5 protein-coding genes are annotated in these 15,762 nt (G+C 74.5%); all 5 read left to right on the top strand.

The annotated features are described in order from the left end of the window. The first annotated feature begins 1 nt into the window (after position 1). The 5 genes from QMQ26_RS13300 (at position 2) to QMQ26_RS13280 (ending at position 15,709) form a co-directional block, all read left to right on the top strand. Positions 2 to 7,252 carry a non-ribosomal peptide synthetase gene (locus tag QMQ26_RS13300; protein WP_282205831.1) on the top strand — a complete coding sequence of 2,417 codons (7,251 nt, stop codon included), beginning with the start codon at positions 2 to 4 and terminating at the stop codon, positions 7,250 to 7,252. Then, complete coding sequence (locus QMQ26_RS13295) at positions 7,249 to 8,073, top strand: ABC transporter permease (RefSeq protein ID WP_100838052.1); 825 nt, start codon at positions 7,249 to 7,251, stop codon at positions 8,071 to 8,073. Before QMQ26_RS13300 ends, QMQ26_RS13295 begins: the two co-directional genes overlap by 4 nt. A gap of 67 nt (positions 8,074 to 8,140) precedes the next feature. Next, positions 8,141 to 8,758, top strand: coding sequence for an HAD family hydrolase (locus QMQ26_RS13290; protein ID WP_404814171.1), 618 nt, complete (start codon positions 8,141 to 8,143; stop codon positions 8,756 to 8,758). 94 nt (positions 8,759 to 8,852) lie between these two features. After that, positions 8,853 to 10,478, top strand: a complete 1,626-nt coding sequence (gene pruA, locus QMQ26_RS13285) for an L-glutamate gamma-semialdehyde dehydrogenase (RefSeq protein WP_282206510.1) — start codon at positions 8,853 to 8,855, stop codon at positions 10,476 to 10,478. Between the two features lie 293 nt (positions 10,479 to 10,771). Beyond that, complete coding sequence (locus tag QMQ26_RS13280) at positions 10,772 to 15,709, top strand: NAD-glutamate dehydrogenase (RefSeq protein WP_282205829.1); 4,938 nt, start codon at positions 10,772 to 10,774, stop codon at positions 15,707 to 15,709. Positions 15,710 to 15,762 lie beyond the last annotated feature (53 nt).

Below are 15,762 nucleotides of genomic sequence, written 5' to 3'. Positions count from 1 at the left end.
CGTGGGACGTGGGCGCACGAGCGAGTTCCTGCCGCTCTCACCGCTGCAGCAGGGCTTCGTGTTCCACGCCGACTTCGTGGAGCAGGGCGTCGACGTCCACGTGCTGCAACTGGTCGCCGACCTCGCCGGGGACCTGGACGCCGGGCGGCTGCGGGCGGCGCTGTCCGGCCTGCTGGAGCGGCACGCCGGGCTGCGGGCCTGCTTCCGCGCCCGCCGCTCCGGCGAGCCGGTGCAGGTGGTGCCCGCCGCCGTCGAACCGCCCTGGCGGGAGCACGACCTGTCCGGGACGGCCGGGGACGAGCGGGCCGCCGCGCTGGAGCGGCTGACCGAGGCCGACCGGGTCGAGCCGTTCGACCTGACCCGCCCCCCGCTGCTGCGCGCCACCCTGGTGCGGCTCGGCGGCGGCCGGCTGCGCCTGCTGCTGACCGTCCACCACATCGTGCTGGACGGCTGGTCGATGCCGATCCTGCTGGAGGAGCTCTTCACCCGGTACGCGGGCGGCCCGGCGCCGACCGCGCCCGTCCCGCACCCCCGGGAGCACCTGGCCTGGCTGGACCGGCAGGACCGTGCGGCGGCCCGGGCGGCCTGGCGCGCGGCGCTGGCCGGCGTCGAGGAGCCCACCCACACCGTCCTGCCGGACGCCGCCCGGGCCGCGCTGCTGCCCCGGACGGCGGTCGCCGCGCTGGCACCGCGGGACACCGCCCGGCTGGTCGAGTGGGCCCGTACCCGCCAACTCACCCTCGGGACCGTGGTGCAGGGCTGCTGGGGCCTGCTGGTCGGCCAGCTGACCGGCCGCTCCGACGTGCTCTTCGGCGTGGTCGACTCCGGCCGCCCCGCCGACCTGCCCGGCGTCGAGTCGATGGTCGGCATGTTCGCCAACACGCTGCCCACCCGGCTGCGGCTGGACCCGGCCCGGACGGTGGCGCAGCTGCTCGCCGACTTCCAGGAGCAGCAGGCCGAGCTGCTCCCGCACCGCCACCTGGGCCTCGCCGAGATCCAGGAACTCACCGGCCTCGGCGGCCTGTTCGACACCGCGGTGATGTTCCAGAACTACCCGATGCCCGCGGCGACGGCCTTCGCCGAGCTGACCGGCCTGACCCTGCACGGCTCCGAGATCCGCAACGCCACCGAGTTCCCGCTGAGCCTGGTCGCCCTGCCCGGCCGGGAACTGGAACTGCGGGTCCAGTACCGCCCGGACCTGTTCGCGGACGCCGAGGCCGACCGGCTCGCCCACCGGCTGGCCGCCCTGCTCGGACGGATCGCCGCGGCGGCCGACCTCCCGCTCGCCCGGCTGGACCTGCTGGAGCCCGCCGAACGCGACGAGCTGCTGCACGCCCGCAACCGCACCGAGGCGCCCGCGCCCGCCGCGCTGCTGCCCCGGCTGCTCGCCGACCGGGCCGCCGCCCGGCCCGACGCCGTCGCGGTGCAGTGCGGCGACGAACAACTGACCGCCGGCGAACTGCACGCCCGGGCCAACCGGCTGGCCCGCCAGCTGATCGACCGCGGCACCCGGGTCGGCAGCGTGGTCGGACTGGCCCTGGCGCGCTCCGCCGACCTGGTGGTGGCCGCCCTCGCGGTGCTCAAGACCGGCGCCGCCTACCTCGCCGTCGACCCCGAGCACCCGGCCGACCGGATCGCCCACATGCTCGCCGACGCCGCCCCCGCCGTCCTGCTGAGCACCGCGCCCGCCCTCGCCGGACTGGGCTGGACGGGCACCGCGCTGCTGCTGGACGACCCGGTGGCCGAGGCCGAGCGCGCCCTGCTCCCCGACGGCGAACTCACCGACGCCGAACGGGGCGCCGCGCTCAGCGCCGCGCTGCCCGCCTACGTCATCTACACCTCCGGCTCCACCGGCCGGCCCAAGGGCGTCGTCGTCCCGCACGGCGCGTTCGCCAACCTGGTCGACGACATGTGCCGCCGGCTCCAGGTCACCGAGGACGACCGCTTCCTCGCGGTGACCACCTTCGGCTTCGACATCGCGATGCTGGAGCTGTTCGTCCCGCAACTGGCCGGCGCCCGGCTGCTGCTGGCCGACCGGGCCACCGCGGTCGACCCGGCCGCGCTGGCGGCGGCCGTCACCACCGGCCGGGCCACCCTGATGCAGGCCACCCCGAGCCACTGGCAGGCGCTGGTCGCCACCGCCCCCGAGAGCCTGGCCGGGCTGCGGGTGCTGGTCGGCGGCGAGGCGCTGCCCGAACCCCTGGCGGCCGAACTGCGCCGCCGCGCCGGCACCGTGTTCAACGTCTACGGGCCCACCGAGACCTGCATCTGGTCGACCGCCGAGCGGCTGGACGACACCCCGGCCGGCGCCCCGCCGATCGGCCGCCCGATCGCCAACACCCGGGTGTACGTGCTCGACCGCGCGCTGCGCCCGGTGCCGGTCGGCGCGGTCGGCGAACTCCACATCGCCGGCGCCGGCCTGGCCCACGGCTACCTGAACCGGCCCGCGCTGAGCGCCGAACGCTTCGTCGCCGACCCGTACGGGCCGCCCGGCACCCGGATGTACCGCACCGGCGACCTGGTCCGCTGGCGCCCCGACGGCGCGCTGGACTACCTCGGCCGGACCGACCACCAGGTCAAGGTGCGCGGCTACCGGATCGAACTCGGCGAGATCGAGAGCGCGCTGGCCTCCCGGCCCGAGGTCGAACGGGCCGTCGTGACGGCCCGCGAGTTCGCCCCCGGCGACACCCGGCTGGTCGCCCACCTGGTGGCCGCGCCCGGCGCCGCACCGGACACCGCGGCGGTGCGCGAGGGCGTCCGCGGCACGCTGCCCGGGTACATGGTCCCCTCCGCGTTCGTCTGGCTGGACGCCTTCCCGCTCAACCCGAGCGGCAAGGTGGACCGCGCCCGGCTACCCGCCCCCGACCCGGCGGCGGCCCCCGGCCGGGAGGCCGCCGACCCGGTCGAGGAGATCCTCTGCGGGCTGTTCGCCGACGTCCTGGGCCTGGCCGCAGTGGGCGCCGAGGACGACTTCTTCGAACTCGGCGGCCACTCCCTGCTGGCCACCCGGCTGGCCGGCCGGGTGCGCGGCGCGCTCGGCGCCGAGGTGTCGGTGCGCACCCTGTTCGAGCACCCCACGCCCGCCGCGCTGGCGGCCCGGCTGGACACCGCCCCGGCGGCCCCGCGCCCGCCGCTGCGGGCCGCCGACCGGCCGGACTTCCTGCCGCTGTCGCACACCCAGCGCCGGCTCTGGTTCGTCAACCGGCTCGACCCGGAGGCCGGCGGCTACCACGTCCCGCTGGCCGTCCACCTGGACGGCGCCCTGGACCTCGTCGCGCTGCGCGCCGCCCTGGGCGACCTGACCGACCGGCACGAGATCCTGCGCACCGTCTTCCCCGACCTCGGGGACGAGCCGGGCCAGGTGGTGCTCGCCGCCGAGCAGGCCCGCCCCGCGCCCGAGCCGGAGCCGGTGGCCGGCGCCGACCTGGAGCGGCGGCTGACCGAGGAGGCCGACCGGACCTTCGACCTGGCCCGCGACCTGCCGCTGCGGGTGCGGCTGTTCGCGCTCGGCCCGCAGGAGCACGTGCTGCTGCTGGTCGTCCACCACATCGCCTTCGACGGCTGGTCGACCCCGGTGCTCGCCGCGGACCTCGCCCTCGCCTACCGGGCCCGCACCGCCGGCACCCTCCCCGACTGGGAGCCGCTGCCGCTCCAGTACGCCGACTTCGCGCTCTGGCAGCGCCGGATGCTGGGCGCCGAGGACGACCCCGACAGCCTGCAGAACACCCAACTGGCCTACTGGACCGAGGCGTTGCGCGGCATCCCGGAGGAACTCGGCCTGCCGCTGGACCACCCGCGCCCGCCGATCGCCGGCTACCGGGGCGACGTGGTGCGCTTCGCCGTCCCCGCCGACCTGCACGGGCGGCTGGTGCGGCTGGCCCGCTCGTCCGGGGTGAGCCCGTTCATGGTGGTCCAGGCCGCGCTGGCCGCCACGCTGGGCCGGCTCGGCGCGGGCGCCGACATCCCGATCGGCGTGCCGGTCGCGGGCCGCGCCGACGAGGCGCTGCACCCGATGGTCGGCTTCTTCGTCAACACCCTGGTGCTGCGCACCGACCTCGGCGGCGACCCCACCTTCCAGCAGCTGCTGCACCGGGTCCGCGACACCGACCTGGCCGCCTTCCAGCACCAGGACCTGCCGTTCGAACGGCTGGTGGACGCGCTCGCCCCGGTCCGCTCGCTCGCCCGGCAGTCGCTGTTCCAGGTGATGCTGGCCTTCCAGAACACCGAGGCCCCCCGGTTCGACCTGCCCGGCCTGCGCTCCTCCTTCCGGGAGACCGGCAGCACCGCGGCCAAGTTCGACCTGGTCTTCGAGTTCACCGAGCAGGGCCCCGGCGAGGGACTGGCCGGCCGGCTGGAGTTCGCCACCGAGCTGTACGGGCGCGCGACCGCCGAGCGGACGGCGGCCCGCTTCCTGCGGCTGCTGGCGGCGGCCGTCGACGCGCCCGGGACGCCGCTGAGCGGCCTGCCGGTGCTCGACGAGGCCGAGCGGCGGCAGATCCTGGACGACTGGGCCGTCCCGGCCCTCCCCCCGGCCGCGCCGACCGGCGCCACCCTGCCCGAGCTGTTCGAGGGCTGGGCGGCCCGCCGCGGTGAGCACCCCGCCTTCGTCTCCGCCCGCGGCACCCTCTCCTACCGGGAACTGGACGCCCGGGCCAACCGGCTGGCCCGCGAACTCGCCGACCGGGGCGCCGGCCCCGGGGCGATCGTCGCCCTGATGCTGCCCCGCTCCGAGGAGCTGCTGGTCGCCCTGCTGGCCGTGCTCAAGTCCGGCGCCGCCTACCTGCCGGTCGACCCGGCCTACCCGGCCGACCGGATCACCCACATGCTCGCCGACGCGGACGCCCGGCTGCTGCTCACCTCGACCGGGACGCTCGCTGCCGGCGCGCTGCCCGCCGGCGCGCTGCCCGCCGGCGCGCTGCCCGCCGGCGCGCTGCCCGCCGACGCGCTGCCCGCCGGGGCCGCCGACCGGGCCGCCGCCGCCGTGCTGCTGCTGGACGACCCGGCCACCGCCGCCCGGGTGGCCGGGCGCTCCCCGGCGCCGCTCACCGACCGGGAGCGCCGCGGCCCGCTGCGCGACCACCACCCCGCCTACGTGATCTACACCTCCGGCTCCACCGGCCAGCCCAAGGGCGTGCTGGTCGTGCACCGCACGGTGGCCGAGCTGACGGCCGACCACCGGCGGCGGTTCGCGATCGGCCCCGACACCCGGGTGCTGCAGTTCGCCACCTTCAGCTTCGACGCGGCGGTCTGGGAGCTGTGCTGCTCGCTGCTGGCCGGCGCCACCCTGGTGCAGGTCCCCGACGAGCTGCGGGCCGGCCGGCCGCTGGCCGACTTCATGACCGGGCAGCGGATCGACCTCTGCCTGCTGCCGCCGGTGGTGGTGGCCGCCTTCCCCGCCGACGCCGAACTCCCGGCGGACCTGGTGATGACGGTCGGCGGCGCGGCGGTCACCGCCGAACTGGTCGAGCGCTGGGGCCCGTCGGTGCGGCTGCACGACATCTACGGCCCGACCGAGACCACCGCGGTCTGCCTGGTCAGCGACCGGGTCACCGCGGGCCGCCCGCCGATCGGCCGCCCGCTGGCCGGCCACCGCGCGTACGTGCTGGACGCCGCCCTGGCCCCGGTGCCGGTCGGCGTCACCGGCGAGCTCTACCTCGGCGGCACCGGCCTGGCCCGCGGCTACCTGAACCGGCCCGCGCTGAGCGCCGAACGCTTCGTCGCCGACCCGTACGGGCCGCCCGGCGCCCGGATGTACCGCACCGGGGACCTGGTCCGCTGGCGGCCCGACGGCACGGTCGACTACCTCGGGCGGACCGACCACCAGGTCAAGGTGCGCGGCTTCCGGATCGAGCCCGGCGAGATCGAGAGCGTGCTGCTGGAGCACCCGCTGATCGACCAGGCCGTGGTGGTCGCCCGGGAGGACCACCCGGGCCTGCAGACCCTGGCCGGCTACCTGGTGCCCGCCCCGGGGGCGGCGGTCGACCCCGCCGAGGTGCGCAGCCGGCTGGCCCGGCGGCTGCCCGACTACATGGTGCCGCCGGTGCTGATCACGCTGCCGGAACTGCCCGTGACGGTGAACGGCAAGCTCGACCGGGACGCCCTGCCCGCCCCCGACCGGACGGCCGGCCCCGGGCGCGCCCCGGCCACCGCGACCGAGCGGGCGCTGGCCGCCGCCTTCGCCGAGGTGCTCGGCCGCGCGTCGGTCGGCGCCGAGGACGACTTCTTCGCCCTGGGCGGCAACAGCATCGGCAGCGTCCAACTGGTCGCCCGGGCCGCCAAGAGCGGCCTGCGGCTGGCCGTGACGGAGGTCTTCACCCAGCGCACCCCCGCCGCGCTCGGCGCGCTGCTCGACCACCGGGGCGAGCGGCCCAACGGCGCCGCCCACCTGGCCGGCCAGCTGCGCGCGAGCGGCCTGGCCGACGACCCGGACCCGTTCGGCCCGGTGCTGCCGATCCGCCCGACCGGCGAACTGCCGCCGCTGTTCTGCGTGCACGGCGGGCTCGGCACCAGCCTGCCCTACCTGGGCCTGGCCGGGTACCTCGACGAGCGGCGGCCGGTGATCGGCCTGCAGGCGCCGCAGGTCAGCGGCGCGGGCGGGCCGTCGGCGAGCGTCGAGGAGCAGGCCGACGCGTACCTGGCCCGGATTCGGGCGATCCAGCCGCACGGTCCCTACCACCTGCTCGGCTGGTCCTTCGGCGGGCTGCTGGCCCACCAGGTGGCGGTGCGGCTGCGGGCCGCGGGCGAGCGGGTGGCCTACCTGGCCAACCTGGACGCCTTCCCGTACGACCGCGCGCTCGACGGCGAGATGCCGGGCCGCGACGGGCTGCTGACGAGCTTCCTGGAGTACCTCGGCGAGGAGCAGGCCGCGGCCGCCGCGGACGCGGTCGACCCGGCCGCCGTCGCCCGGGTGCTGTCCCGGCACGGCGGACCGTTCGCCACCCTCACCGAGGCCGACGTGGAACGGCTGGTCGCGGTCATGCGCCACCACGTGGAACTCGCCGAACGCTTCACCCCGGGCCGCTTCGACGGCGAGATGACGCTGTTCGTGGCGACGGCCGGCCGCACCGCCCGCGAGGTCGCCGACGCCGCCCGGCGCTGGGCCCCGCACGTGGCGGGCGGCGTGGTGGTCCACGGGATCGACCACGCCCACGAGTACCTGATGCACCCCGCCCCGCAGGCCGAGATCGGCGCCCTCGTCGACGCCCGGCTGCGCCGGCTGGCCCGCAACCCCCGCTCGGAAAGGACCTCATGAGCACTCTCGCCGCAGGACCGCTCGCCGCGGCCCCGATCGGCGGCTCCGCCGTCGAGACACTCGCCCTGGCCGGACGCCGGCTGCGCCACCTGCGCCGGGCCCCCGGCCGGCTGATCGGCGTGGTGCTCAACCCGATGGTCATGCTGCTGGCCGTCGGCTACCTGTTCAAGAACGCGATCAAGGCCCCGGCCGGGGGCAGCTACCAGGAGTACCTGATGGCGGGCATCGCGATGCAGGTCGGCCTGGCCAGCATCGGCCCGACCGCGATCAGCGTCGCCCTCGACCTCAAGGCCGGCCTGATGGACCGGTTCCGCTCGCTGCCGATCGCGCGCGCCTCGGTGCTGGTGGCGCACGCGATCGGCGACTTCCTGGTCAGCCTCGCCGTGCTGGCCGTGGTCTGCGCGGCCGGCCTGGCCGTCGGCTGGCGCACCCACGGCAGCCCGCTGTCGGTGCTGGCCGGCTTCGCGGTGGCAGCCGGGTTCGTGCTGGCGATGGTCTGGGTCGGCATCACCCTCGGCCTGGTGGTGCGCAACGTCGAGTCGATCGACTCGATCGGCGCGCTGGTCCTGGTGGTCTGCACCTTCCTGTCGAACGCGGTCTTCCCGGCCGAGGCGATGCCGGCCTGGCTGCACCCGGTGGTCCAGTGGAACCCGATCAGCGCGGTCTCCGACTCCTGCCGCCGCCTCTGGGGCAACCCCTACGTCCCGGACGGCGGCTTCCCCGGCCAGCACCCCCACCTGGTGGCGGCCCTCTGGCTGGCCGCCCTGCTGACCGGCACCGCCTGGCTCAGCCTGCGCACCTTCCGCCGGGCGGCCCACTAGCCCCGCGTACCCTTGCCGGGTGCGCACACACATAGTCTGGGACTGGAACGGCACCCTGCTGTCCGACATGGCGGCCGTGGTCGGGGCCAGCAACGCCGCGTTCGCGACGGTCGGGCTGCCGCCGTTGACGCTGGAGGAGTACCGGGCGCAGTACGAGATCCCGATCCCGCGGTTCTACGAGCGGCTGCTGGGGCGGGCGCCCAGCCCGGCGGAGTGGCTGGCGCTGGACGACGCGTTCCACGTCAAGTACACCGAGCTGTTCCCGGGGTGCGGGCTGACGCCGGGCGTCGAGGCGCTGCTGGCGCGGTGGGCGGCGGACGGGCGCAGCCAGTCGCTGCTGTCGATGTACGCGCACGAGCAGCTGGTGCCGGCGGTGGACGCGTTCGGCCTGACCTCGCACTTCACCCGGGTGGACGGCCGGCGCGGCGAGTCCGGCGGCCGCAAGGCCGGTCACCTGGCGGTGCACCTGGACGCGCTGGGCGACGGGATCGACCGCGGGCGGACGGTGCTGATCGGGGACGCCGCGGACGACGCCGAGGCGGCCCTCGCGGCGGGCATCAAGTCGGTGCTGTACACCGGGGGTTCGCACACCCGGGAGAAGCTGACGCACCTGGGCGTGCCGGTGGTGGACTCGCTCGCCGAGGCCGTCGCGGTGGCGGAGGAACTCGCCGAGTACGACGGGTAGGCGTGTCACGGCGCGCGGCGGGGGCAGGCGCGTCCAGGCTGGGGAAGTCCCAGCAGGTACCAGCACCCTTACGGAGCACCTCAGCACCATGCCGATCGACGCGGTCACCAACGTCCCCCCGCCCGTCCCCGAGCCGCCGCGCGGGTACGCGGCGGGCAGCGCCGAACGGGCCCGGCTGGAGCGCAGGACGGACGAACTGGCCGGGCGGCACACCTCGCTGCCGATGGTGATCGGCGGCGAGCGCCGGCTCGGCGGCGGCGAGCGCACCGAGCTGGTGCAGCCGCACCACCACGCGGCGCGGCTCGGCGTGCTGGGCAATGCGACGGCCGCCGACGTGCGGGCCGCGGTGGACGCGGCGCTGGCGGCGGCCGAGGACTGGCGGCAACTCCCGTTCGACGACCGGGCCGCGGTGTTCCTGCGGGCCGCGGACCTGCTGGCCGGGCCCTGGCGGGAGACCCTGGTGGCCGCCGCCGTGCTGGGCCAGTCCCAGCCGGTGTGGCAGGCCGAGGCCGACGCGGTGTGCGAACTCGCCGACTCCTGGCGGTTCGACGCGCACCGCGCCCGCCGGCTGCTGGCCGAGCAGCCGCCCTCCCCGCCCGGGGGCTGGAACCGGGCCGACCACCGCCCGCTGGAGGGCTTCGTCTGCGCGGTCACCCCGTTCAACTCCACCGCGGTCGCCGGGCACCTGGCCACCGCGCCCGCCCTGATGGGCAACACCGTGGTGTGGAAGCCCGCGCCCGCCCAGACCCTGACCGCGCACCTGCTGGTGCTGCTGCTGGAGGAGGCCGGGCTGCCGCCCGGCGTGGTCAACCTGGTCACCGGCGACGGGCAGGCCCTCACCGAGGTGGCGCTGCGCGACCCGGCGCTGGCCGGGCTGCACTTCGCCGGCTCCCCCGAGGTCCTCCAGCGGCTGTGGCGGGAGATCGGGGTGAACATCGCCCGCTACCGGACCTACCCGCGGATCGTCGGCACCACCGGCGGCAAGGACTTCCTGGTCGCCCACCCCTCGGCCGACCCGGCGGTGCTGCGCACCGCGCTGATCCGCGGCGCCTTCGAGTACCAGGGCCAGCGCTGCTCGGCGCTGTCCCGGGCGTACCTGCCGCGGAGCCTGTGGCGGCGGATCAAGGACGACCTGCTCGGCGAGGTGGACGCGCTCGCGGTGGGCGACGCCACCGACCCGGGCAACTTCATGGGCGCGCTGATCGACGCCCGGGCGTTCGCCAGGGTCACCGGCGCGATCGAACGGGCCAAGGCGGACCCGCGGGTGGAACTGCTGGCGGGCGGTCAGTACGACGACGCGATCGGCTGGTTCGTGCGGCCCACCGTGCTGCTCGGCGGCGACCGCGACGGCGAGATCTTCTCCACCGCGTACGGCGGCCCGCTGCTGGCCGTGCAGGTCTACGACGACCTCCGCTGGGAGGAGGCGCTGGAGCGGATCGGCCGGGGCGCGCCGCACGGCCTGAGCGGCTCGGTGGTCGCCCGGGACCGGCGGGCGATCGCCCGGGCGGTGGAGCGGCTGCGGTTCGCCGCGGGCGACTTCCACGTCAACGACGAGCCGGCCGGCCCGGCGGGCCGGTGGCCGTCCGGCGGCCGGTCCGCCGCGGCCGGGACGGGCACCGCCGAGCACCTGCTGCGCTGGACCTCCACCCGCTCGATCCGGGAGACGTTCACCCCGCCGACCGACTACGTCCACCCGCACATGGAGTGGTCACCCGAATGACGGACAGCCGAGTGGGCATGCGTTGGACAAGGTGTCCAGGAAGGCTTGATCTTCCTGCGGGTTTGCTCCTCAGTGTCCCCTGACACCTTCGTTTCGTCAGGCTAGGCTGACGACGTCGCCGGTTATCGGTCAGGCAGGCCAAACGTACTGTCGTACCCGGGCGGAACGCGACTCATGCGTGCCGTGAGCGCTTTTCACCCCTCGCGTACGGGAGGATTGCCGACGGGGCCCGGCGGTGCACCCACAGTCATCACCGAGTCACGCAACGGCGCGCGACGGGAGCCGAAACAGCCATGCAGACCAAGCTGGACGCAGCCAAGGCCGACCTGCTCAGGAAAGCAGCAGCAGCCGCTGAGAACAGCCAGGTGGGGGGAGCGGCGCCGGGGGAGGGCCTGAGCAACGGTGCTCTGGCCGCCTACCTGCACCACTACTACCTCCACACCGCCCCCGAGGACGTGGTCAACCGGGACCCGGTGGACGTGTACGGGGCCGCCGCCTCGCACTACCGGCTGGGCCTCAAGCGCCCGCAGGGCACCGCCGAGGTCCGGGTGCACACCCCGAGCGTCGAGGAGAACGGCTGGTCCTGCGGCCACACCGTGGTCGAGGTCGTCACCGACGACATGCCGTTCCTGGTCGACTCGGTCACCAACGAGCTGACCCGCCTGGACCGCGCCATCCACCTGGTCGTGCACCCGCAGCTCGCGGTGCGCCGCGACATCACCGGCAAGCTGCTGGAGATCCTCGACACCGACGCGTGCAACCGCGCGCAGGCCGCCGGCACCGAGTGGCCCGCCGACGCCGTGGTCGAGTCCTGGATGCACATCGAGATCGACCGCGAGACCGACCGCGAGGACCTGCGCACCCTGGAGGCGGGCCTGCGCCGGGTGCTGGGCGACGTCCGCGAGGTGGTCGAGGACTGGTCGAAGATGCGCGACTCCGCGCTCCGGCTGGCCGACGAACTCGCCGAGCAGCCCCCCGCGCACCTGCCCGAGCAGGAGGTCGGCGAGGCCTGGGAGCTGATGCGCTGGCTCGCCGACGACCACTTCACCTTCCTCGGCTACCGCGAGTACGACCTGGTCGAGCACGAGGGCGAGGACGTGCTGCGCGCCGTCGCCGGCACCGGCCTCGGCGTGCTGCGGTCCGACCCGCTCAACCACGACAGCGACCACCACCCGGTCTCCGGGGCGTTCGGCCGGCTCTCCGCCCCGGTCCGGGCCAAGGCGCACGAGAAGAAGCTGCTGGTCCTCACCAAGGCCAACAGCCGCTCCACCGTGCACCGCACCGCCTACCTCGACTACGTCGGCGTGAAGAAGTTCGACGCCTCCGGCGAGCCGATCGGCGAGCGCCGCTTCCTCGGCCTGTTCTCCTCCGCCGCCTACACCGAGTCCGTCACCCGGATTCCGGTGGTGCGCCGCAAGGTGCAGGAGGTGATGAACGGGGCCGGCTTCTCCGGCGACAGCCACGACGGGCGCGACCTGCTCCAGATCATGGAGACCTTCCCGCGCGACGAGATGTTCCAGACCGCCGCCGCCGAGCTCCAGTCGATCGCCACCAGCGTCCTCTACCTCCAGGAGCGCCGCCGGCTGCGGCTGTTCCTGCGCCAGGACGAGTACGGCCGCTACTACTCGGCGTACGTCTACCTGCCGCGCGACCGCTACACCACCCGGATCCGGCTCGCCCTCACCGACATCCTCAAGAGCGAGCTGAACGGCGACACCGTCGACTACACGGTGTACGCCACCGAGTCGGTGCTCACCCGCCTGCACTTCGTGATCCGGGTCGCCCCCGGCACCGAGCTGCCGCAGCTGTCCGACGCCGACATCGAGCGGATCGAGAACCGGCTCGCCGAGGCCGCCCGGTTCTGGATGGACGGCTTCAACGACCAGCTGCAGAGCGAGTTCGGCGAGGAGCGGGCCGCCGAGCTGTCCCACAAGTACGCCACCGCCTTCCCCGACGGCTACCGCGCCGACTTCCCGCCGCGCACCGCCGTCGCCGACCTCAAGCAGATCGAATCCCTCACCGGCGAGGGCGACTTCCGGCTCAACCTGTACCAGCCGGTCGGCGCCGGCGACGACGAGCGCCGCTTCAAGATCTACCGGGTCGGCGGCCCGATCTCGCTCACCGAGGTGCTCCCCGTCCTCCAGCGCCTGGGCGTCGAAGTCCTCGACGAGCACCCGTACGCGCTGCGCCGCACCGACGGCAGCACCGCCTGGGTGGTCGACTTCGGCCTCCGGCTGCGCGAGGGCACCGACCTCAATGAGGAGGACCGCGAGCGCTTCCAGGACACCTTCGCCGCCACCTGGCGCGGCGAGGCCGAGAACGACGCCTTCAACGAGCTCGTCCTCACCGCCAAGCTGACCTGGCGCCAGGCCGTGGTGCTGCGCGCCTACGCCAAGTACCTGCGGCAGGCGGGCTCCACGTTCTCCCAGGACTACATGGAGGACGCGCTCCGCAACAACACCCACACCACCCGGCTGCTGGTCAACCTGTTCGAGGCCCGGCTCTCGCCCAGCCACCAGTCCGGCAGCGGCGAACTCACCGAGGGCATCCTGGAGGAGCTCACCGGCGCCCTCGACGAGGTCGTCTCGCTGGACGAGGACCGCATCCTGCGCTCCTTCCTGCACCTGATCAAGGCCACCCTGCGGACCAACTTCTTCCAGCACGACAGCGAGGGCCACTGGCACTCGTACGTGTCGATGAAGTTCGACCCCAAGGCCATTCCCGACCTGCCCGCGCCGCGCCCCGCCTTCGAGATCTGGGTGTACTCGCCCCGGGTCGAGGGCGTCCACCTGCGCTTCGGCAAGGTCGCCCGCGGCGGCCTGCGCTGGTCCGACCGGCGCGAGGACTTCCGCACCGAGATCCTCGGCCTGGTCAAGGCCCAGATGGTCAAGAACACCGTCATCGTGCCGGTCGGCGCCAAGGGCGGCTTCGTCGCCAAGCAGCTGCCCGACCCGGCGGTCGACCGGGACGCCTGGCTCGCCGAGGGCGTCGCCTCCTACAAGACCTTCATCTCCGCGCTGCTCGACATCACCGACAACCTGGTGGCCGGCGACGTCGTCCACCCGGTGGACGTGGTGCGCCACGACGAGGACGACACCTACCTGGTGGTCGCCGCCGACAAGGGCACCGCGACCTTCTCCGACATCGCCAACGGCGTCGCCGGGCAGTACGGCTTCTGGCTCGGCGACGCGTTCGCCTCCGGCGGCTCCGCGGGCTACGACCACAAGGGCATGGGCATCACCGCCCGCGGCGCCTGGGAGTCCGTCAAGCGCAACTTCCGCGAACTCGGCGTCGACACCCAGACCGAGGACTTCACCGTCATCGGCATCGGCGACATGTCCGGCGACGTGTTCGGCAACGGCATGCTGCTCTCCGAGCACATCCGGCTGGTCGCCGCCTTCGACCACCGGCACATCTTCCTCGACCCGAACCCGGACGCCGCGGCCTCCTTCGCCGAGCGCCGCCGGCTGTTCGACCTGCCGCGCAGCTCCTGGGACGACTACGACAGGTCGCTGATCTCGGCCGGCGGCGGCGTCTACCCGCGCTCCGCCAAGTCCATCCAGCTCTCCGCGCAGGTCCGCGAGCGGCTCGGCATCGAGACCGCCAAGCTCACCCCCGCCGAGCTGATGAAGGCCGTCCTGCAGGCCCCCGTCGACCTGTTCTGGAACGGCGGCATCGGCACCTACGTCAAGGCCGCCACCGAGACCAACGCCGAGGTCGGCGACAAGGCCAACGACGCGATCCGGGTCAACGGCGGCGACGTCCGGGCCCGGGTGATCGGCGAGGGCGGCAACCTCGGCTGCACCCAGCTCGGCCGGATCGAGTTCGCCTCCACCGGTGGCCCGCGCGGCGAGGGCGGCTGGATCGACACCGACGCCATCGACAACTCGGCCGGCGTGGACACCTCCGACCACGAGGTGAACATCAAGATCCTGCTCAACCAGGTCGTCGCCGACGGCGACATGACGGTCAAGCAGCGCAACGCCCTGCTCGCCGAGATGACCGACGAGGTCGGCCACCTTGTGCTGCGCAACAACTACGCGCAGAACGTGGTGCTCGCCAACGCCGTCGCCCAGGCCGCCAGCATGGTCAACGTGCACTCCCGCATGATCAACCGGCTGGAGGCCAACGGACAGCTCGACCGGGCCCTGGAGTACCTGCCCACCGAGAAGCAGATCCGCGACCGCCAGCAGGCCGGCCGCGGCCTGTCCCAGCCCGAGCTGTCGGTGCTGCTCGCCTACACCAAGATCACCCTGGCCGACGAGCTGCTCGCCACCGACCTCCCCGACGACCCGTACTTCCGGGACGTGCTGCACCAGTACTTCCCCAGCGCGCTGCGGGCCCGGTTCGCCGAGCAGATCGACCACCACCCGCTGCGCCGCGAGATCATCACCACCCTGATCGTCAACGACACGATCAACCGCGGCGGCTGCACCTTCGCGTTCCGGCTCCGCGAGGAGACCGGCGCGACCATGGAGGAGATCGCCCGCACCCACGCCGCCGCCCGCGCGGTCTTCGGCCTGGAGCAGATCTGGGACCAGGTCGAGCGGCTCGACAACCAGGTCGCCGCCCGGGTCCAGACCAGGATGCGCCTGCACGCCCGCCGCCTGGTCGAGCGCGCCACCCGGTGGATGCTCAACAACCGCCAGCCGCTGGACATCGCTGACACCATCGCGTTCTTCCACGACCGGGTCAACCAGGTCTGGGACGCGCTGCCCAAGCCGCTGGCCGGCGAGGACCTGGCCTGGTTCGAGTCCGTCCACCGCGAGCTGTCCGAGGCCGGCGTCCCCGACGAGCTGGCCACCCGGATCGCCGGCCTGTCCTCCGCGTTCCCGACCCTCGACATCGTCGGCGTCGCGGACCGCTCGGAGGCCGACGTGATGGAGGTCGCCGAGCTGTACTACGACCTCGGCGACCGGCTCCAGATCAGCCACCTGCTCGACCGGATCATCGACCTGCCGCGCACCGACCGGTGGTCCTCGATGGCCCGCGCCGCGATCCGCGAGGACCTGTTCGCCGCGCACGCCGCCCTCACCGCCGACGTGCTCGCCGCCGGGCCCGCCGGCTCCGGCACCGACGAGCGCTACACCGCCTGGGCCGACCTCAACAGCACCCTGCTCAGCCGGGCCCGCACCACCCTCGACGACATAAGGGGTTCGGGCACCTACGAGCTGTCCAGCCTCTCCGTCGCCATGCGGGTGATCCGCACCCTGCTGCGCAACGGCCGCTGAGGCGCGGACGGTTCGGAGTCGGCCGGGGGCCGGGGGCGGGAGACCGCCCCCGG

The organism is Kitasatospora fiedleri, from assembly GCF_948472415.1.
GTDB lineage: Bacteria > Actinomycetota > Actinomycetes > Streptomycetales > Streptomycetaceae > Kitasatospora > Kitasatospora fiedleri.
The sequence above is the reverse complement of the archived record's forward strand: the minus strand, read 5'-3'. Positions and strand labels throughout refer to the sequence as shown.

Excerpts from the sequence above, each read along its gene's own strand:
- QMQ26_RS13280 (WP_282205829.1), top strand. The coding sequence starts at position 10,772 with ATGCAGACCAAGCTGGACGCAGCCAAGGCCGACCTGCTCAGGAAAGCA.
- QMQ26_RS13290 (WP_404814171.1), top strand. The coding sequence starts at position 8,141 with ATGGCGGCCGTGGTCGGGGCCAGCAACGCCGCGTTCGCGACGGTCGGG.
- QMQ26_RS13295 (WP_100838052.1), top strand. The coding sequence starts at position 7,249 with ATGAGCACTCTCGCCGCAGGACCGCTCGCCGCGGCCCCGATCGGCGGC.